This is a genomic window from Massilia sp. SYSU DXS3249 (assembly GCF_053668055.1).
In genome coordinates this window covers 36,006-55,279 of the sequence record NZ_JBSIPX010000019.1, presented here as the reverse complement: position 1 = coordinate 55,279, position 19,274 = coordinate 36,006, and the positions used below count along the sequence as shown (strand labels likewise).

General features: G+C 65.1%; 20 protein-coding genes. 13 read left to right on the top strand and 7 right to left on the bottom strand.

Translation table 11 applies throughout. From position 1 onward, the window contains the following. The first annotated feature begins 47 nt into the window (after positions 1-47). Positions 48-1,688 carry a CehA/McbA family metallohydrolase gene (locus tag ACWCIA_RS19330; RefSeq protein ID WP_454165905.1) on the top strand — a complete coding sequence of 547 codons (1,641 nt, stop codon included), beginning with the start codon at positions 48-50 and terminating at the stop codon, positions 1,686-1,688. A gap of 171 nt (positions 1,689-1,859) precedes the next feature. On the opposite strand, the gene bfr is transcribed toward ACWCIA_RS19330, so the two are convergent. Together bfr and ACWCIA_RS19320 are read right to left on the bottom strand one after the other, a co-directional pair. Continuing rightward, the gene (bfr, locus tag ACWCIA_RS19325) at positions 1,860-2,330 is read right to left on the bottom strand and encodes a bacterioferritin (protein ID WP_454165903.1); all 471 of its coding nucleotides are present in this window, start codon (positions 2,328-2,330) and stop codon (positions 1,860-1,862) included. A 106-nt stretch (positions 2,331-2,436) separates the two neighbouring features. Next, the gene (locus ACWCIA_RS19320; protein ID WP_454165902.1) at positions 2,437-2,649 is read right to left on the bottom strand and encodes a (2Fe-2S)-binding protein; all 213 of its coding nucleotides are present in this window, start codon (positions 2,647-2,649) and stop codon (positions 2,437-2,439) included. A 197-nt stretch (positions 2,650-2,846) separates the two neighbouring features. Between ACWCIA_RS19320 and ACWCIA_RS19315 the strand changes: the two genes are divergently transcribed. The 5 genes from ACWCIA_RS19315 to ACWCIA_RS19295 all read left to right on the top strand — a co-directional run bounded on the left by ACWCIA_RS19315 (position 2,847) and on the right by ACWCIA_RS19295 (position 6,545). Further along, positions 2,847-3,104: a FeoA family protein gene (locus tag ACWCIA_RS19315; RefSeq protein ID WP_454165900.1), complete on the top strand. Its 258-nt coding sequence runs from the start codon at positions 2,847-2,849 to the stop codon at positions 3,102-3,104. Positions 3,105-3,107: 3 nt separating this feature from the next. After that, on the top strand, positions 3,108-4,988 hold the full coding sequence (feoB, locus tag ACWCIA_RS19310; protein WP_454165898.1) for a ferrous iron transporter B: 1,881 nt from the start codon (positions 3,108-3,110) through the stop codon (positions 4,986-4,988). A gap of 1 nt (position 4,989) precedes the next feature. Further along, a complete protein-coding gene (locus ACWCIA_RS19305; RefSeq protein WP_454165896.1) occupies positions 4,990-5,253 on the top strand; it encodes a DUF6587 family protein in 264 nt (87 codons plus the stop codon). Between the two features lie 82 nt (positions 5,254-5,335). Continuing rightward, complete coding sequence (locus ACWCIA_RS19300) at positions 5,336-5,875, top strand: REP-associated tyrosine transposase (protein ID WP_454165894.1); 540 nt, start codon at positions 5,336-5,338, stop codon at positions 5,873-5,875. A 130-nt stretch (positions 5,876-6,005) separates the two neighbouring features. Further along, entirely contained in the window at positions 6,006-6,545 is a 540-nt protein-coding gene (locus ACWCIA_RS19295; RefSeq protein WP_454165892.1) for an REP-associated tyrosine transposase, read from the top strand. A gap of 60 nt (positions 6,546-6,605) precedes the next feature. Here the strand turns inward: ACWCIA_RS19295 and ACWCIA_RS19290 are convergent, their stop codons facing one another. Next, positions 6,606-7,475, bottom strand: a complete 870-nt coding sequence (locus tag ACWCIA_RS19290; RefSeq protein ID WP_454165890.1) for a DUF72 domain-containing protein — start codon at positions 7,473-7,475, stop codon at positions 6,606-6,608. Between the two features lie 135 nt (positions 7,476-7,610). On the opposite strand from ACWCIA_RS19290, the gene ACWCIA_RS19285 reads away from it, so the two are divergent. Genes ACWCIA_RS19285 through ACWCIA_RS19275 form a run of 3 tightly spaced genes read left to right on the top strand, consistent with a single transcriptional unit; the run spans position 7,611 to position 9,517 of the window. Next, positions 7,611-8,282, top strand: a complete 672-nt coding sequence (locus tag ACWCIA_RS19285; protein WP_454165889.1) for a glutathione S-transferase — start codon at positions 7,611-7,613, stop codon at positions 8,280-8,282. 4 nt (positions 8,283-8,286) lie between these two features. Next, entirely contained in the window at positions 8,287-9,063 is a 777-nt protein-coding gene (locus ACWCIA_RS19280; RefSeq protein WP_454165887.1) for a 5'-3' exonuclease, read from the top strand. Between the two features lie 55 nt (positions 9,064-9,118). Continuing rightward, positions 9,119-9,517, top strand: coding sequence for an ANTAR domain-containing response regulator (locus ACWCIA_RS19275; RefSeq protein WP_454165885.1), 399 nt, complete (start codon positions 9,119-9,121; stop codon positions 9,515-9,517). On the opposite strand, the gene ACWCIA_RS19270 is transcribed toward ACWCIA_RS19275, so the two are convergent. Next, entirely contained in the window at positions 9,504-10,220 is a 717-nt protein-coding gene (locus ACWCIA_RS19270; RefSeq protein ID WP_454165884.1) for a helix-turn-helix domain-containing protein, read from the bottom strand. The genes ACWCIA_RS19275 and ACWCIA_RS19270 overlap by 14 nt on opposite strands. A 233-nt stretch (positions 10,221-10,453) precedes the next feature. On the opposite strand from ACWCIA_RS19270, the gene ACWCIA_RS19265 reads away from it, so the two are divergent. Beyond that, positions 10,454-12,265 carry a sensor domain-containing phosphodiesterase gene (locus tag ACWCIA_RS19265; protein WP_454165883.1) on the top strand — a complete coding sequence of 604 codons (1,812 nt, stop codon included), beginning with the start codon at positions 10,454-10,456 and terminating at the stop codon, positions 12,263-12,265. A gap of 52 nt (positions 12,266-12,317) precedes the next feature. Here the strand turns inward: ACWCIA_RS19265 and ACWCIA_RS19260 are convergent, their stop codons facing one another. From ACWCIA_RS19260 to ACWCIA_RS19250, 3 genes are all read right to left on the bottom strand, one after another. Beyond that, positions 12,318-14,033 carry a methyl-accepting chemotaxis protein gene (locus ACWCIA_RS19260; RefSeq protein ID WP_454165882.1) on the bottom strand — a complete coding sequence of 572 codons (1,716 nt, stop codon included), beginning with the start codon at positions 14,031-14,033 and terminating at the stop codon, positions 12,318-12,320. A gap of 388 nt (positions 14,034-14,421) precedes the next feature. Beyond that, entirely contained in the window at positions 14,422-15,525 is a 1,104-nt protein-coding gene (gene mnmA, locus ACWCIA_RS19255) for a tRNA 2-thiouridine(34) synthase MnmA (protein WP_454165880.1), read from the bottom strand. Position 15,526: 1 nt separating this feature from the next. Further along, positions 15,527-16,024: an NUDIX hydrolase gene (locus ACWCIA_RS19250; protein WP_454165879.1), complete on the bottom strand. Its 498-nt coding sequence runs from the start codon at positions 16,022-16,024 to the stop codon at positions 15,527-15,529. A 246-nt stretch (positions 16,025-16,270) separates the two neighbouring features. Between ACWCIA_RS19250 and ACWCIA_RS19245 the strand changes: the two genes are divergently transcribed. Genes ACWCIA_RS19245 through ACWCIA_RS19235 form a run of 3 tightly spaced genes read left to right on the top strand, consistent with a single transcriptional unit; the run spans position 16,271 to position 19,234 of the window. After that, positions 16,271-17,410, top strand: a complete 1,140-nt coding sequence (locus ACWCIA_RS19245) for a Re/Si-specific NAD(P)(+) transhydrogenase subunit alpha (RefSeq protein ID WP_454165877.1) — start codon at positions 16,271-16,273, stop codon at positions 17,408-17,410. Between the two features lie 13 nt (positions 17,411-17,423). Then, entirely contained in the window at positions 17,424-17,768 is a 345-nt protein-coding gene (locus ACWCIA_RS19240; RefSeq protein WP_454165875.1) for an NAD(P) transhydrogenase subunit alpha, read from the top strand. Beyond that, positions 17,765-19,234, top strand: a complete 1,470-nt coding sequence (locus tag ACWCIA_RS19235; RefSeq protein WP_454165873.1) for an NAD(P)(+) transhydrogenase (Re/Si-specific) subunit beta — start codon at positions 17,765-17,767, stop codon at positions 19,232-19,234. Before ACWCIA_RS19240 ends, ACWCIA_RS19235 begins: the two co-directional genes overlap by 4 nt. Positions 19,235-19,274 lie beyond the last annotated feature (40 nt).

Sequence of the window (19,274 nt, the reverse complement as noted above, 5' to 3'; positions counted from 1 at the left end):
GGCGCTAGCGCAAGTTCCTACGATGATGCAATTGCAACAATTGCATCATGCAGACCTCCATCCTCCCCCCATTCCGCCTCGCCTTGTTCCCTCTGTGCTGCGCCCCCGGCGCGGTTGCCGCACCGGACGAACACAGCGAATTCGAAGCCACCCTGCATGCGCCTTACCGGGCCGCCAGTCCCGGTATGTCCGAGGCGCGCACCTTTACCCTGGCGTTCGACTTCCCGAACGCAAGCGTGCCGCAAATCGTCGACTGGCAGCTGGAAATCATCCACCCGCGCGGGCTGGTCGTGCGGCGCTGGCAGGGCAGCACGCCCATGCCGCAGGGGCCGGTGTCGGTGGCGGTGCCCTGGTCGGGGCTCGATGCGGGCAGGCTCGGTGCCGGCATCTATCAGGTGCGCCTGCGCGCCGGCAGCCGCGATGCGTCTTCCAACCTGCCGCCCCAGGACCAGCACGAGCAGGGCTGGCAAATCGAAATCGGCCCGCCCCAGTCGCCCGCCTTGCCGCGTTTCGCGCCGCTCCCCGTCCACCGCGCGCCACTGGCTGCGGCGCCGGCCACCGCAGCGCTCCCGTACACGATTTATTTCGGCAACCTGCACAGCCAAACGAACCACAGCGACGGCGGCGCCGAACTGTCCGACTGCAAGGGTGCCAAGGAACCCCTGAGCGCCAAATATGGGCCGGACGCCGCTTTTGCCTATGCCCGCCAGCACGGCCTCGATATCCTCGTCACCTCCGAGCACAACCACATGTTCGACGGCTCAGACGGCACGCAAGTCGAAGCCGATCCGGCCACCGCCAAGGCGCTCTACCGCAAGGGGCTGACCACCGCAGCCGGTTTCAATGCGGCGCACCCGGATTTCCTGGCCGTGTACGGGATGGAGTGGGGCGTCATCAACAAGGGCGGCCACATCAACATTTTTAATAGCGACCAGTTGCTGGGCTGGGAAAAGAACGCGAAGGGCGAGCTGCTGGCCGACCTCGACACGCCGCGCAGCGATTACGCGGCGCTCTACACCCTGATGCGCCAGCGCGGCTGGGTGGGACAATTCAATCACCCGTCGACCAGCGGCCAGTTCAGCATCGGCGGCGCCGCGCTCGGCTACACCCCGGACGGCGACGAGGCCATGGCCTTGTGCGAAGTCGTTAACAGCACCGCGTTCTCGACCAACGACAAGGAGGGAGAAACCCGGCGCAGCAATTTCGAGATGGCCTGCAACAAGGCGCTTGAGGCGGGCTTTCACGTTGCCTTCAGCACCAACCAGGACAACCACTGCGCGAACTGGGGCTCGGCCTACACCAACCGCACGGGCGTGCTGATCCCGAACGGCGTGCCCCTGAGCCAGGCCAGCTTCATCGAGGCATTGAAGGCGCGCCGCGTGTTCGCGACCATGGACAAGGGCTCGCAGCTGGTGCTCACCGCCAACGGGCGGCTGATGGGCGAACGGTTTACGAATAGCGGGCCGCTGACCTTGACCGCGAATTTTGCGAGCAGCAGCGGCAAGCAGGTGGCTTCAGTAGCGATCATGGAAGGCGTGCCGGGGCGGGGAGGGAACGTGACGCAGATGGCGAGCGAGGCGAGCGTGACTTTTACGCCATCCATTGGCGCGCATTTTTATTATGCGAAGGTGACGCAGGCGGACGGCAACGTGCTGTGGTCGGCGCCGGTGTGGGTGATGCAGGAGTAGGGTGGGCACCCCCGTGCCCACGCGGAACTGTGAGCAGTGTTAACACCGATCACAGCATCCAGTTAGTCCTGGCCGACAAGTTAACTCTGTGCAGTATCAACCGCTAACAATGATCATCATTTCGCGTGGGCACGGGGTGCCCACCCTACGCGTAATGGCCGTCAACGGCCATTACTCCACCATCTGGCTCTGCAGGTAATTCTGGATCCCGACCTTCACGATCAGGTCAAGCTGGGTCTCCAGCCATTCGATATGCTCTTCGGTGTCTTCGAGGATGAGCAGCAGCAGGTCGCGCGAGACGTAGTCGGCGGCGGCTTCGCAGGCGGCGATGCCTTCCTTGACGGTCAGCTGGGCGGCGCGCTCGAGCTTCAGGTCGGCGGCCAGCATTTCCTCGGTGTTCTCGCCGATCAGCAGCTTGTGCAGGGCTTGCAGGTTCGGCAGGCCGTCGAGCATCAGGATGCGGTCGATCAGCTTGTCGGCGTGCTTCATTTCGCCGATCGACTCGTCGTATTCCTTCTTGCCGAGCTTGAAGAAACCCCAGTGGCGGTACATCCGCGCGTGCAGGAAGTACTGGTTGACTGCGGTGAGTTCGTTGGTCAGCTGTGCGTTGAGCAGCCGGATGACGTTGGGATCGCCCTTCATGATGTGCCTTGTTGTTGGTGTGCGGGTGTGCGTTCCCGACATCATAACAAAACAAAAAAGGACGCCGGGGCGCACGCCGAAATGGCTGCGCCCGTATGGGGAGGGATCAGGCCAGCTGCGAGGCGCGGAAGCTCAGTTCGGTCACGACGGTCTTGCTGTCGAGGGCTTCGTGCAGCACTTCGCGGGCGTAGCTGATGCACTTGCCGCAGTCGGTGCCCAGGCCGAGCTCCGCGCGCAGGGCGGCGATCGAAGTAATGCCGAGGTCGACGGCCTGGCGGATTTCACGGTCGGAGATGTTGTTGCAGACACAGACGATCATCGAAGCAGTCCTTGAGTTATCGCAATATCAATGAGAATCGTTCTCATTCGTGTTCTATTCTGCGGAAACTTTTCGATGAACGCAAGCGGTTTTGTCGCGTAATCGTCCTGCAAATAGAAATAATTCGCATTTAGGTTTATGATGCTCGTATCTGTCTCATCAGCGCTACATCACCGCTACCTCAACGGACTGCCGCCATGACCCTAGCCCCAACTTTGACCACACTCGATACCCTGAAGGTCGGGCAGAGTGCCACCGTGATCCACCTCGCGCCGACCGCGCAGGGCGGCGCCGACGTGCCGCGCCGCCTGATGGAGCTCGGCTTCGTGCCGGGCGAGCGCATCCGCATGCTCAAGCGCGGCCTGCCGGGCGGCCCGGTCGCCGTCAAGGTCGGCGAGTCGACCTTCGCGCTGCGCAAATTCGAAGCAGCGCTCGTCTCAATCCAGCCGGAATAATCGATGGGTGTCATGGAACAACAGGTGGCGACGCGCTCGCCCCTGATCGCATTGCTGGGTAACCCGAACTGCGGCAAGACCGCACTGTTCAACCGCCTGACCGGCGCGCGCCAGAAGGTCGCGAACTACGCCGGCGTCACCATCGAACGCAAGGAAGGCAGTTTTACTTCCCCCGCCGGACGGGCGCTGCGCGTGCTCGACCTGCCAGGCGCCTACAGCCTGTCGGCCCAGACCCCGGACGAAGCGATCACGCGCGACGTCGTCGCCGGCCTGCGCGCCGGCGAAAAGGCCCCGGACGCCATCGTCTGCGTCGTCAACGCAACCAACCTGCGCCTGAACCTGCGCCTGGTGCTGGAAATCCAGCGCCTCGGGCTGCCGATGGTGCTGGCCCTGAACATGGTCGACGTCGCCAAGAAGCGCGGCATCGAGATCGATACACATAAACTGTCGCAGGAACTGGGCATGCCGGTGGTGGAAACCATCGCCATCCAGGCCGGCGGCGAGGCGGCGCTGCTGGAAGCCCTCGACCGCATGCCGCTCGACAGCCAGGTCGCGCCGCAACCGCTGGCCGCTATCGACGCGGTGCCGGTCGAGCAGACCCAGCGCGAGGTACGCCGCATCCTCGACGCCTGCACCAGTTACGCGCACGACAAGGGCAACCTGTCCGAAAAAATCGACAACGTGGTGCTGCACCCTGTCATCGGCCCGGTCCTGCTGGCCGTCATGATGTTCGTGATCTTCCAGGCCGTGTTCAGCTGGGCCGAGGCGCCGATGGACCTGATCACCGGCACCGTGGAAGGCATCGGCAGCTGGATCGGCAGCGCCATGTCGGAAGGGCCGCTGCGCAGCCTGCTCGTGGACGGCATCATCGCCGGCGTCGGCGGCGTGCTCGTGTTCCTGCCGCAGATTCTGATCCTGTTCTTCTTCATCCTCATCCTCGAGGACATCGGCTACCTGCCGCGCGCCGCTTTCCTGCTCGACCGCATGATGGGCGGCGTGGGGCTGTCCGGCCGCGCCTTCATCCCGTTGCTGTCCTCGTTCGCCTGCGCCATTCCCGGCGTGATGGCCGCGCGCACCATCCAGAATCCGCGCGACCGCCTGGTGACGATCATGATTGCGCCACTGATGACCTGCTCGGCCCGCCTGCCGGTGTACGCCCTGATCATCGCCGCCTTCATTCCCGACCGCGAAGTCGGCATCTTCAACCTGCAGGGCCTGGTGCTGTTCGTGCTGTATGCGCTGGGCATCGTCAGCGCCATGGGCGTGGCCTGGTACATGAAGCGCCGCAGCGGCAGCGCCCAGCATCCGCTGATGATGGAACTGCCCGCTTACCACTGGCCGCACCTGCAGACGCTGGTCATCGGCCTGTGGGAACGCGCGATGATCTTCCTGCGCCGCGTCGGCACCCTGATCCTGACCCTGATGGTGCTGGTCTGGTTCCTGTCGAGCTTCCCGGGGGCGCCGGACGGCGCCACCCAGCCGCCGATCTACTACAGCGTCGCCGGCATGCTGGGCCGCGCCCTGGCGGTGATCTTCGAGCCGATCGGCTTCGGCTGGCAGATCTGCATCGCCCTGGTGCCGGGCATGGCCGCGCGCGAAGTGGCGGTCGGCGCCCTGGGCACCGTGTACGCGCTGGCCGGCTCCGGCGACGACGTCGCCAACACCCTGGGCCCGCTGATCGCCGGTTCCTGGTCGATCGCCACCGCCCTGTCGCTGCTGGCCTGGTACGTCTACGCGCCGCAGTGCCTGTCGACCCTGTCGGTGGTGCGCCGCGAAACCGGCAGCGCCAAATATGCGTGGATGATGGCCGGCTACATGTTCGCGCTGGCCTATGTCGCCTCCTTCATCACCTACCGCGTCGCGCTGGCGCTGGGCGGGGGCTGAGATGTGGCAGGAGCTCGTCGTCGCGCTGGCCGTGCTGGTCGCCGCCATGTACGTCGGCGCGAAGTACCTGCCGGCCGCCTGGCGCATCCGCATCGTCAACCGCTTGTCGAGCGGCGGGGCCGACTCGAAGCTGGTGCGCTGGCTCGACACGGGAGGGAGGTGCGGCAGCGGCTGCAACAGCTGCAATACCTGCGATACCCCGGCCGAGCCGACCGCGCCCGAGGGCAGCAAGCACCGGGTGATCAAGCTGCACGAGAAGCGCTGATGTCGCCGGAATCGGCGCCCGATGCGTTCCGATTGACCTACCACATCCGCCGACGCGCGCTGCCGCACTACGATGCCGCATTATGTCGCGCTATCGTCCTTCCCTGACCGGCTCTACCTTCTTCTTCACGATCGTCGCCCACGGGCGGCGTCCCATCTTCTGCAACCCCGTCATCCGCACCAGCCTGGCCAAGGCGGTCCAGTTCGTGCGCGAGACCAGGCCCTTCGTGGTCGACGCCTGGGTGATCCTGCCCGATCACATGCACTGCATGTGGACGCTGCCGGACGGCGATGTCGACTACGCGGCGCGCTGGCTGGCCCTGAAGCGTTATGTCGCCAGCGACGTCGGGCGCCGCCTGCAGGAATCCGCCTTCGCCGCGCCATCGCCCCACCACCGGCGCGAAGTCACCCTCTGGCAGCGCCAGTTCTGGGAACACCCGATCCACGACCAGGCCGACTTCGAGCGGCACATGGACTACATCCACTTCGACCCGGTCAAGCACGGACAGGTCGAGCGGGTGCAGGACTGGCCGCATTCGACCTTTCATCGTCACGTGCGGGAAGGGACGTATGCATTGGATTGGCACGGGTCGGAAGCCATCGTAAAAATGTCGATGGGGTAGGGTGGAGTCCCCGACTCCACGCGTTTTACCGCCGGCACATGCTAACGCTTCATCACATTCCGCTGCCCCCGCATGCCCGATTGAGGTAACGCATCTGCCATTCGACCCGCCGGACTTACGATGCCGTACCATGTCCCGCTACCGCCGCCAGTTCACGGGCACGACCTACTTCTTCACCGTCGTCGCCTACCAGCGCCGCCCCATCTTCTGCCTCCCGGTTTTCCGCGCCGCCCTGCACGAGGCCATCCACACCGTACGCCTGACCCGCCCCTTCGTCATCGACGCCTGGGTGCTGCTGCCCGATCACATGCACTGCATCTGGACTTTGCCGGATGGCGACGGCGATTATCCGACGCGCTGGTCGGAGATCAAGCGCGATGTCGTGAGCGCCTGCAGGAGCAGCCTGCATGATCCGAAACGCATGACCAATGCGGCGAGAAACCGGGGCGAATCGACGATCTGGCAGCGGCGCTTCTGGGAGCACCAGGTGCGCGATGCGTTCGATATGGAGCAGCGTGTCGATTACATTCATTTCAATCCGGTCAAGCATGGGATGGTACGGCGGGTCAGGGATTGGCCGCATTCGACGTTTCATCGTTATGTGCGCGATGGGATGTATGCGGGTGATTGGGCGGGGTCGCCGGACATTGCGGAGTTGGATTGGGAGTAGGTGGTTCGCCGCCGTACGCGTGGGATTGGAATTGAGGCCACTGGCCTCAATTCCCCCACCCTACGCCCCGAGCGCGGCGATCAGGCGCTGGGCGTCATAAGGCGCGTGCACCTTGATGTCGTTGTCGAAGTAGCAGTAGACGTCGCGGCTGGGCAAGCTCGGTGGCGCCTGCGGAGACACCCGGCACCCGTCCTCCGGTTGCCCGCCCGTGCTCCAGGCGCGGATGCGCGAGGCCCACAGGGCGATGGCCTCGTCGTCGTAGCCGCTGGCATACAGTTCCTTGTCGCCGTGCAGGCGGATGTAGACGAAATCGGCGGTCACGTCCTCGATGTAGGGCCAGCGGCCCGCGGTGTCGGCGGCGACCAGGGCGACGTTGTACTCGCGCAGCAGGTCGATGAAACGCGGGTCTCGGAAACTCTCGTGGCGGATCTCGACGGCGTGGCGCATCGGGCGTTTCGCATCCATGGCCAGCGAGACTTTACCCTCCATGCGCGGCTGGTAGCGGCTGGCGAGCGCCAGCGCCGCTTCGGTATCCCGGGGCAGCAGGCGGAAAAAACGCTCGAAGCGCTCGGGATCGAAACGGACCATGGGCGGGAACTGCCACAGGAAGGGGCCGAGCTTCTCGCGCAGTTCGAACACGCCCGAGGCCAGCACGTTCGCCAGCGGACCCTCGACCTCGTTCAATTTGAGCATGTGGGTAATGAAGCGGTTGCCCTTGACCGCGAACAGGAAGCCCGGCGGCGTCGCGCGGTACCAGCTGGCATAGCTCTCGGGGCGCTGCAGCGAGTAGAACGAGCCGTTGATCTCGATGGTGGGCAGCTGGCGCGCGGCGTAGTCGAGCTCGCGCGCCTGGGCCAGCCCGCCAGGATAGAACTTGCCGCGCCAGGGCGCGTAGCGCCAGCCGGAGATGCCGATGTGGATCGTGCCCATGCGTCCATCATAGAGACGGCGGCCGGGCGGCTCGGTGCGCTGCCGTACTGTCCCGCCGTGCCCATGTCTTTTTGGAATGCCCTAACAGTGCTAAGCTAACGCTCCTTCGCCTCGAATGGCCTCTTTGCCGCCTCCATGATCACCGTCCACCACCTGAACAATTCGCGCTCGCAGCGCATCCTCTGGCTGCTCGAAGAGCTGGGCCTGGAATACGAGATCAAAAAATACCAGCGCGACCCGAAGACGATGCTGGCCCCGCCCGAACTGAAGGCCGTGCACCCGCTGGGCAAGTCGCCGGTCATCAGCGACGGCGACGTGGTCGTCGCCGAATCGGGTGCGATCATCGAGTACCTGCTCGAACGCTACGGCAACGGGCGCTTGATGCCGCCCGCGGGCACGCCGGAAAAACGCCAGTACACCTTCTTCCTGCACTTCGCCGAAGGCTCTGCGATGCCGCCGCTCCTGATGAAGCTCGTCTTCGACCGCATCGAGAATGGCCCCATGCCCTTCTTCGCGAAACCGATCGCCCGCAGCATCGCGCGCAAGGTCAAGGGCAGCTTCGTCAACCCGAACATCAAGAACCAGCTCGACTACCTGGAGTCCGAACTGGCGGGACGCGACTGGTTCGCGGGCGACGACCTCACCGCCGCCGACATCCAGATGAGCTTCCCGCTGGAGGCGGCCGCCTCGCGCGGGGGGCTCGATGCGCGCTACCCGCGCCTGTCCGATTTCCTGCAGCGCATCCACGCGCGGCCGGCCTATGCGCGCGCGCTCGAACGCGGCGGCCGGTACGACTTCGCCAGGTAAAACGATGCCCAAGCTGCTTGCGATCGACGGCCTGAACATCGTGCGCCGGGTGTACGAGGCCAGCCCGGAGCCCGACTCCGACCTGAAGGCCGGCATCGCCCTGCGCCACGCGTTCTCGTCGTTTCGCAACCTGCTCGAGGCGCATGCGCCGACCCACGTGCTGGCCGCCTTCGACCACGGCGGCGAGACCTGGCGCCACGCCCTGTATCCGCGCTACCGCGAACACCGCGACCCGATGCCTTCCGAACTGCGCGCGGCGCTGCCCGAATTCCAGGCGCGCCTGCAGGGCGCCGGCGTGCCCGTCGTGGTGGTGCCGGGCGTCGAGGCCGACGACGTGCTGGCCACCTGCGTGATGCGCTGGCTGCAGGAAAACCGGGGAGAAGCGATCGTCGCCACCACCGACAAGGACCTGCACACGCTGATCGCGCATGGCGCCCTGGTGTGGGACCATTTCAAGAACGAGTGGCACGACGACGCCTGGGTGCGCAACAAGTTCGGCGTCGCCCCCGAGCAGCTGCACGATCTACTTGCGCTGATGGGCGACGCCACCGACGGCGTGCCGGGCGTGTCTAAGATCGGCATGAAGACGGCCGCGCGCCTGCTCGGCGCCTACGGCAGCCTGGATGCCGTCATGGCCGGCGCCGGCATCCTGAAGACGCCGCTGGGGGAGCGCCTGCGCGCCGAGCGCGATATCCTCTACCTGTCGCGCCAGCTGGTGGAGCTGAAAACCGACGTGCGCCTGGGCGTGACGTGGAAGATGCTGGCCTACGAGTCACCTTGAGACTCGCCTTGAAATGCACCATGACATTGATTATGACAAGCGAAAGGACAGGGCCATGCTCAAGGCAATCCTGGTTGATTCGAACGCAATCTCGCGCGGCCTGCTGAACACGGTGCTGCAGGACGGCGGCTACGAGGTCGTCGGCCAGACCCATACCGGCCAGGGGGCACTGCTGCTGGCCGCCAAATTCCGCCCGCAGATCGTGTGCATCGCGCGCGAGCAGGTCGAGGACGGCAGCGACATCGTCGAGCAGCTGCGCGCGGCGCTGCCGAAGAGCTTCATCTTCATGGTCTCCGGCACCTTCGATGCGCCCACCATCGAGGCGGCGGTGGGGCGCGGCGTACACGGTTTTATCGTGAAACCGTTCAAGGCCGACACCGTGCTGAAAACCATCCGCAATACCGTGCTGGCCGCGGTACGCCGCCAGCAGTCTTCGAACCCTAACGACGCCTGATTTCCTCGGCCGCGATGGCCGCCAGTTCGCCCAGCGCGCGCAGCTCGCGTTCGCGCAGGCGGCGCGGCTCGCGGTCCATCACGCACAGCGCCCCAAGGTGGTGGCCGCCGCGGCCGGCCAGCGGAAAACCGGCATAGAAGCGCACGTGCGGCTCGCCTTTTACCAATGCGCTGTCGCGGAAGCGGCTGTCGAGCTGCGCATCGGGCACCATCAACGGCCCTTCCTGCGCGATCGTGTGGCTGCAGAAGGCGTCTTCGCGCGGCGATCCCGCCAACGCGATCCCGACCCGCGACTTGAACCACTGGCGCCGCGCCGTCACCAGGGTCAACAAGGCGATCGGGCACCCGGTCACCTCGGTGGCGAGCCAGGTCAGGCGGTCGAACACGGCTTCTGCCGGGCTCTCGAGCAGGCGCGTCGCCTGCAGGGCAGCCAGGCGCACAGGTTCCTGGACGGGCCGGACCCCGGGCGCCTGCGACGGGGCATCGTGCGGCTGCGCCAGAGGCGGCAAGCCGGCGCGTTCGCGCAACAGGGCGCTGACGTCGCTCAGGCGCACGCGGCGATGGCCACCCGGCGTCTTCCAGGCCGGCAGCGTACCGTTTTCGATCCAGAGCTGGGCCGTGCTGACCGCGATTCCCAGCAGTTCGGACGCTTCGCGCGTCGTCAGGACAGGGTCGTCCGATTCCTCGGGACGGGACGCATGCATGATATTTTTTACGAAAGCAATAAGTGAGCGGCATTCTACTGGAATCGGCATACAAATGCCGAATTTGAGGATTGCAGAATTGCCAGAATACCTATCCGTTCACATTGCGCGACTAAATCCCGTTATTTTCTTAAAACTTAGTTGACTCGTGGAAATTTGACGATCAAAATGGCGCCTATTCGTCATTTTCATCATTTTTGTGATCGGCTCAGCGCCGGCAGTACAAGGACACCATGAGTCATCAACCGCCGGCCCAGCTGGAAGCAGCTCGCCTCGACGCACTGCGCAAGCTCGACCTGCTCGATACGCCGCCGAACGAGGCGTTCGACCGTATCACGCGCATGGCGGCCCAGCTGTTCAAGCTGCCGATCGCGGCGGTTTCGCTGACCGATACCGACCGCCAGTGGTTCAAGTCGCGCGTCGGCGTCGACCACTGCGCGATCCCGCGCGAGAAGGCGCCGTGCGCGCAGGTGGCCGACACCGGCAGCACGCTGGTGATTCCTGACCTGCTGGACGATCCCTATTATTGCGACAGCCACCTGGCCGCCGGCGGGGTGCGCTTCTATGCCGGCGCGCCGCTGATGACGCGCGACGGCTACTGCCTGGGCGCGATGTGCGTGCTCGGCACCGAGCCGCGCACCGTCACCGAGGCCGAGCGCGCCGCCCTGGCCGACCTGGCCGCGATGGTGATGGCGCAAGTCGAACTGCAGCATGCGATCGGCCGCATCGACCCGGTCAGCGGCATCCCGAACCGCACCCAGTTCCTCGACGACATGGCCGACCTGGCGATCGACCGTCCCCAGGGAGAGGAACGCCTGGCCGCACTGGTGAACCTGGCCACCCCCGAGCAGCTGAGCAACGCCGTGCGTGCGATGGGCGCGGTCTACCTGGACGACATCGTGACCGAGGCGACGCGCATGCTGCGCGCCGCGCTCGGACCGGCGCGCAAGCTCTACCACGTGGGCACGACCCAGTTCGCCTTCCTGGCCGAACCGGGGACCGACCTCGGGCGCTTCAACGATTGGCTGGGCGCCTGGCTCGACCTGCGCGCCGTGAACACGACCTCGCGCTTCGTCACCACCGCCACGGTCGGCGTGGTGCCGCTGACCGTCGGGACCACCCGGCCGGCCGACATGCTGCGCGACCTGTACAGCGCGGCGCTCGACGCGACCGAAGGCGCCCGGCGCGTGCGCGTCTTTTCGGTCGAGCAGAACCTCGGCTACATGCGGCGCTTCCGTCTGGTGAACGCCTTCGGCGCCGCGCTCGAGGACGACAGCCAGCTGCGCCTGGTCTACCAGCCGAAGGTCGAATTGGCGACCGGGCGCTGCGTCGGCGCCGAAGCGCTGCTGCGCTGGCGCCATCCGGAGCTGGGCGAGGTCTCGCCGGGCGAATTCTTTCCGGTCATCGAACAGACCCTGCTGGCACGCAGGACGACGCGCTGGGTGATCGAGCGCGCGCTGCGCCAACTCGCCGCCTGGCAGCGCGCCGGGCTGGCGCAGCAGGTGGCGGTGAATGTGTCGGCGGTGAACCTGCTGGAGCCGGATTTCTGCGCCTGGGTGCTGGCGCGCCTGCGCGAGCACGGGCTGCCCGCCAGCGCGCTGGCCATCGAAATCACCGAAAGCGCCCTGATGAGCAACCGCCAGCTCGCCGCCGCCACCCTCGACGGCCTAGCCGCGGGTGGCGTGCAGCTGGCGATCGACGATTTCGGCACCGGCTACAGCAGCCTGGCCTACCTGCAGAGCGTGCCGGCGCAGGTGGTCAAGATCGACCAGAGTTTCATCCGCGGCCTCGACCAGGACGAGCGCAAGCGCGCACTGGTGTCGACGATGATCAAGCTCGCGCACGACCTCGGCCAGCTGGTGGTGGCGGAAGGGGTGGAGACGGCCGGCGAAGCCTGCTTCCTGCGCGGCGCCGGCTGCGACCAGGTGCAGGGCTACCTCTACGCCCGCCCGATGGCGCCCGAGGATTTCGAGCGCTGGGTATGTGCGGAATGGACGCTGCCGCGTCCGCGCGCGGCGCGCCGGTTGGATGCGGTCTGCGCCTGAAAAATCTCGGCAGGGCAGGCGGTAAAGCCGTTCACCCTGCATTCTCCACCGATTAAAACTCTTCCCAGCCGTCGGCGCCGGCCGTCGCCGCTTCCGCCTTGCGCTCGCGCGCTTGCGGTGCGGCTGGGGCGCGGGTCGCCGCGCGTTTGGCCGGCGGCGCCAGGCGGGCTGCCGGTTTGGCAGCTTTGGCCAGGGCAGGGGCGGCGCTCGCCGGCTGGCTATCGGCGCCGGTGCGGAACACGGCTACCGTCGTCGCCAACGTTGCCGCCTGGGTGCGCATGGCGTCGGCGGCGGCCGAGGTTTCCTCGACCAGGGCCGCATTTTGCTGGGTGCCCTCGTCCATCTGGGCGATGGCCTGGTTGATCTGCTCGATGCCGGCGCTCTGCTCGCGGCTGGCCGAGCTGATCTCGCCCATGATGTCGGTGACGCGGCGGATGCTCTCGACGATTTCCTGCATCGTGTCGCCGGCTTCATTGACCAGGCGGCTGCCGTCGTCGACCTTGGCGTTCGAGTCGTTGATCAGGCCTTTGATGTCCTTGGCTGCGGCGGCCGAGCGCTGGGCCAGGTTGCGCACTTCGGAAGCGACGACCGCAAAGCCGCGGCCCTGCTCGCCGGCGCGCGCCGCTTCGACGGCCGCATTCAGCGCCAGGATATTGGTCTGGAAGGCGATGCCGTCGATGACGCCGATGATGTCGGCGATGCGGGCCGAGGAGGCATGGATGGCGTCCATCGTGCCGACCACCTGTTTCACGACTTCGCCGCCGCGCTCGGCCACCTGCGAGGCTGCGTCGGCCAGGGTGCTGGCTTGCAGCGCGTTGTCGGCATTCTGCTTGACGGTCGAGGTCAGCTCTTCCATCGAGGACGCCGTTTCCTCCAGGGCGCTGGCCTGCTGCTCGGTGCGTGCCGAGAGGTCGAGGCTGCCGGCGGCGACCTGCGAGGAGGCCGAGGCGATCAGGTCGGTGCCGTCGCGCACCGTCGAAACGGTCTCGACCAGGCTGGTGTTCATCTTCTTCAGCGCAGCCAGCAGCTGGCCCAGTTCGTCGGTCGAGTCGACCTCGATCCGGCTGGTGAGATCGCCGGCCGCAACCGTCTCGGCAATGGCCAGCGCACGGGCCACCGGGACGGTGATCGAGGCGGTCGTACGCCAGGCGATGAAGGCTGCCAGCAGCAGGATGGCGGCGCTCAGCCCGTATAGCGTGGCGACCGTGTTGTCGTAGGTGGCCTGCGCCTCGGCCACGGCCTTGTCCGCCAGGTCTTTCTGCAGCTTGATCTGGGCGTTCAGGGCCTTGCGATAGTCGGTCAGCAGCGGACGGTATTCTGCGGTCAGGTAAGCCGACGCGCCGGCGATATCGTCGGCGGCGATGCGGCGCAGCAGTTCGTTCTGCGCGGCGATGGCCCGGGTATTGAATTCCTCGTTCTGGCGCAGCAGGGCCTTGCCTTCTTCGCTGACGATGGTCTGCTTGAGCTTTGCATTGACCTCGCCGATGGCCGCGCGTGCTTTTTCGATATCGGCGGCCTGGGCCTGGCGGTCGGCGGGATCGGCGTTGAGCATCATGTTGCGCAGGGCGACCGAGATGGCGTTGACCTGGGTAAGCACCTCGTGCGAGGCCTCGATTTTCGGCATGTAGTTGTTGACGATGACGCCGGTGCCGGCATTGATCCGGCTGAGCATGGTGCTGCCGAACAGGACGATAACGAGGAGGAAGGCGCAGATGATGCCGAAACCGGCGAACAGCCGGGTCCTGACGCGCAGGTTTGCAAGGTTCATATCGTTGAGTTTGTCTTGTTGATGGTGTGAGCCTGACCGGCGTCTGAAATAGCACCCGTCTTTACGTTTTGCCTCGTGGCAACATAGAGTAAGGTTGGGTATTACCCAAAATCAATAGCCGAAGGTTAAAAAACCGAAGTAATTGTGAAAAACCTGTGGGTTACTGATCGAGATAACAACAAAGTGTTGTTTGTAGGAGTAGGACTACGTTTTGCTGACCAATAAGTCATCAAAAATGGCGCGATGAGCCGTGCATACGTCTTGTCCTGATAGAGGCTGTTGTTCGCCGCGGACGTGACATGTCATGCCCATGTAGGACCGAGACTACACAATTGTTAAAGCGGAACGGGAAAGGAGAGGCGGAGCCGGCTGGCTCCGCCGAAAGGAATCAAACGCCGACGGCGCCGTCGATGATGCCGCCGCCGAGGCAGATGTCGCCGTCGTACAGCACGGCCGACTGGCCTGGAGTGACCGCCCATTGCGGGTCGGTAAAGTCGAGCGCGAAGCGGTCCAGGCCGTCGGCCGCCACGCTGCAGGCCACGTCCTGCTGGCGGTAGCGGGTCTTGGCCGACAGCAGGCCGCTCGGGGCTTCGCCCGCGACCCAGCTGGCCTGCCCGGCTTCCAGGCGGCTCGACAGCAGCCACGGATGGTCGTGGCCCTGCACGATGTACAACGTGTTGTTCGCGATGTCCTTGCGCGCCACGAACCACGGCTCGCTGGTGCCGTCGGCATTCTTGTGCGATTTCAGGCCGCCGATGCCGATGCCTTTGCGCTGGCCCAGCGTGTAGAACGACAGGCCGATGTGCTCGCCCACGGTCTGCCCGTTGTCGAGCTTGATCGGACCCGGCTTGTGCGACAGGTAGCGGTTCAGGAAGTCGCGGAAGGGGCGCTCGCCGATAAAGCAGATGCCGGTCGAATCCTTCTTGGCCGCATTCGGCAATGCGAGCTTTTCCGCGATCTTGCGCACTTCGGTCTTCGGGATCTCGCCCAGCGGGAACAGCGATTTTGACAGCTGCGCCTGGTTCAGGCGGTGCAGGAAATAACTCTGATCTTTCGTTGCGTCGAACGCTTTCAGCAGCTCGAATTTGCCGGCCGGCGTCTCTCGCACCCGGGCATAATGCCCGGTTGCTATTAAATCGGCGCCGAGCTTCATCGCATGGTCGAGGAAGGCCTTGAACTTGATCTCGGCGTTGCACAGCACGTCCGGATTCGGCGTGCGGCCGGCCTGGTATTCGCGCAGGAATTCCGCGAACACGCGGTCCTTGTATTCGGCGGCGAAATTGACGGCCTCGATGTCGACCCCGACCACGTCGGCCACGCTGGCCGCGTCGATCCAGTCCTGGCGCGACGAGCAGTATTCGGAATCGTCGTCGTCTTCCCAGTTCTTCATGAACAGGCCGACCACGTCGTAGCCCTGTTCCTTCAACATCCACGCCGCGACCGAGGAGTCGACTCCGCCCGACATCCCGATCACGACTTTTTTCTTGCTCATGTTACGTCCGGTTGGTTTCTAGCCCGTCTTCGAACACCGACGGGTGGGTGTACAGCAGGCCGAGTTCGGTGCGCTTGCCGGCCAGGTAGTCGTCCACGCACTGCAGCACGATCGGGCTGCGGTGGCGCTCGCTCGATGCGGCGATCTCGTCGCGCGTCATCCACAGGGTGCGCAGGATGCCGTCGTCGAGCGGCTGGTCGTAGTGCCTGCCGGCGGTGCCGCAGAAGGTGAAGCGCAGGTAGGTGATGTCGGCATTGCGCGACTTCGAGTAGTAGCGCGACATGTACATCCCGACCAGGCCGGTGGGGATGAATTCGTGGGCCGTTTCTTCCATCGCTTCGCGCACGACCGCCTGCACCAGCGACTCGTTTTCGTCGAGGTGGCCGGCCGGCTGGTTCAGCTTGATGCCTTCGCTCGTCTCTTCCTCGATCAGCAGGAAACGGCCATCGCGTTCGATGATTGCGGCAACGGTGACTGACGGTCTGAAGGTATGGGTCATGCGCGTCCTCGACAAATGAGCCGATATTCTACAGCCACCTGCAAAGCGTTGCTCGAAGGTACGTGTGCAATGCAGCAAAAAAGCAGCAGATGTCTTGATTTGATACAAAAAACCTTGTCATCTTGTCTCATCTGTATCGAATTCGCCGCACAATCTGGCGCTGGCTCTTCCTGTCATTTTTACTAGCAAAAGAGCTATGTTTACGTGTTAGATTGTGAACACAACACTAAAAGCAAGGAGGAATGCATGAGAATCGGCATTCCGGCCGAAACACGGCCGGGCGAGACCCGCGTAGCGGCAACTCCGGAAACAGTGAAAAAACTCGCGGGCAAGCACCAGGTCGTCGTCCAGGCCGGCGCCGGCCTGCATGCGGCGGTCACCGACGAGGCGTACGCCGCCGCCGGCGCCACGGTCGGCAGCCTTGAGGACGCCTTTGCCTGCGACATGGTCCTGAAAGTGCGCGCCCCGAACGAGTCTGAGCGCGCCCGCATGCGTCCCGGCACGGTCCTGGTCGGCATGCTCAATCCTTTTGATAACGACAACATCGCCGCCATGGCCGGCAGCCGCCTGACCGCCTTCGCGCTGGAGGCCGCGCCGCGCATCACGCGCGCGCAGTCGATGGACGTGCTGTCGAGCCAGGCCAACATCGCCGGCTACAAGGCCGTGATGCTGGCGGCGAACACCTATCAACGCTTCATGCCGATGCTGATGACGGCCGCCGGCACCGTGAAGGCGGCGCGCGTGTTGATCATGGGCGTGGGCGTGGCCGGCCTGCAGGCGATCGCCACGGCGAAGCGCCTGGGCGCGGTGATCGAGGCGTCCGACGTGCGCCCGCCGGTCAAGGAACAAGTCGAATCGCTCGGCGCCAAGTTCATCGACGTGCCCTTCCTCACCGACGAGGAACGCGAAATCGCGCAGGGCGTCGGCGGCTACGCGCGCCAGATGCCGGCCGACTGGATGCGGCGCCAGGGAGAGCTCGTCCACGAGCGCGCCAAGCTGGCCGACATCATCATCACCACCGCCCTGATTCCCGGACGCGCGGCGCCGACGCTCATCCGCGAGGAAACCGTGCGCGCCATGAAGCCGGGCTCCGTCATCGTCGACATGGCGATCGAGCAGGGCGGCAACTGCCCGCTCACGGAACTCGGCAAGACCGTGGTGAAGCACGGCGTCTACATCATCGGCGAGCCGAACCTGGCGGCGCTGGTGGCGGCCGACGCCTCGGCCCTGTATGCGCGCAACGTGCTCGATTTCCTGAAGCTCGTCTTCGACAAGGACGACCAGTTCTTCATCGACCGCGAGGACGAGATCGTGCGCGCCACGCTGCTCTGCCATGAAGGCGAGGCACTGCGCGGCGAGGCACAGCGCACCGCCGTGCGCACATAACAAGGAGACGGGCATGGACATCAGCCACACCATCATCAACCTGATCATCTTCGTGCTGGCGATCTACGTCGGCTACCACGTCGTCTGGACCGTCACGCCGGCGCTGCACACGCCGCTGATGGCGGTGACCAACGCGATCTCCGCCATCATCATCGTCGGCGCCATGCTGGCCGCCGGCCTCACCGAAGGCGTGCTGGGCCAGGCCATGGGCACGCTCGCCGTCGCGCTGGCGGCCGTGAACGTGTTCGGCGGCTTCCTCGTCACCCAGCGCATGCTGGAGATGTTCAAGAAGAAGGAGCCGAAACGGTCCGCCGATGCGGCTTCCGCCCAGCCGGCCGCAACGAAGGAGGGCGCATGAACTACATCAGCATGAACATGGTCACGCTGCTCTACCTGGTGGCGTCGGTCTGCTTCATCCAGGCCTTGAAGGGGCTGTCCTCGCCTTCGTCTGCGCGCATGGGCAATACCTTCGGCATGGCCGGCATGGCGATCGCGGTGGCCACCACCATCGCCCTGATCCTCAAATTGCAGGCCGAATTCGCCCAGCGCAGCGGCGACGTCCAGGGCATGGGTTTTACCCTGGTGCTGCTGGGCGTGGTGGTCGGCGGCGTGATCGGCGCCTATGCCGCGAAAAAGGTCGAGATGACCAAGATGCCGGAACTGGTGGCGGCGATGCACTCGCTGATCGGCCTGGCAGCCGTCTGCATCGCGGTGGCGGCCGTCTCCGAGCCCTGGGCCTTCAATATCGCCGAGCGCGGCGGCGCGCTGCCCTTCGGGAACCGGCTGGAACTCTTCATCGGCACCTTTGTCGGCGCGGTGACCTTCTCCGGCTCCGTGATCGCCTTCGGCAAGCTCTCCGGCAAGTACAAATTCCGCCTGTTCCAGGGCGCGCCGGTACGTTTCAAAGGCCAGCACATCCTGAACCTGATGATTGCGATCGCGATCATCGCCTTGGGGCTCGTGTTCTGCTTTTCGGATGCCGTCGAGCCGGCCTGGACGCCCTTCGTCATCATGGCGGCGCTCTCGTTCATCCTGGGCGTGTTGATCATCATCCCGATCGGCGGCGCCGACATGCCGGTGGTGGTGTCGATGCTTAACTCCTACTCGGGCTGGGCCGCGGCCGGCATCGGCTTCTCGCTGAACAACTCGATGCTGATCATCGCCGGCTCGCTGGTGGGCTCGTCGGGCGCCATCCTCTCGTACATCATGTGCAAGGCGATGAACCGCTCCTTCTTCAACGTGATCCTGGGCGGCTTTGGCGGAGAAGCGGCAGCGGCCGGCGGCGCCGCGCAGGAGCAGCGCCCGGTCAAATCGGGTTCCGCCGAGGACGCGGCCTTTATTTTGCAGAATGCCGAATCGGTGATCATCGTGCCGGGCTACGGCCTGGCGGTGGCGCGCGCCCAGCACTCGGTCAAGGAACTGGTGGATAAACTCACCGAGCACGGGGTCAACGTGCGCTATGCGATCCACCCGGTGGCGGGCCGCATGCCGGGCCACATGAACGTGCTGCTGGCCGAGGCCGAGGTGCCCTACGACCAGGTGGCCGAGATGGAAGACATCAACGGCGAATTCGGCCAGACGGATGTCGTGCTGGTGCTGGGCGCGAACGACGTCGTCAATCCGGCCGCCAAGGACCCGAAATCGCCGATCGCCGGCATGCCCATCCTCGAAGCCTACCGCGCGAAAAGCATCATCGTGAACAAGCGCTCGATGGCCTCGGGCTATGCGGGCCTGGACAATGACCTGTTCTACATGCCGAACACGATGATGGTGTTCGGCGACGCGAAGAAGGTGATCGAGTCGATGGTGAAGGCGGTGGACTGACTTGTAGGGTGGACGGCTCTGCCGTCCACGCGCTCAAGCG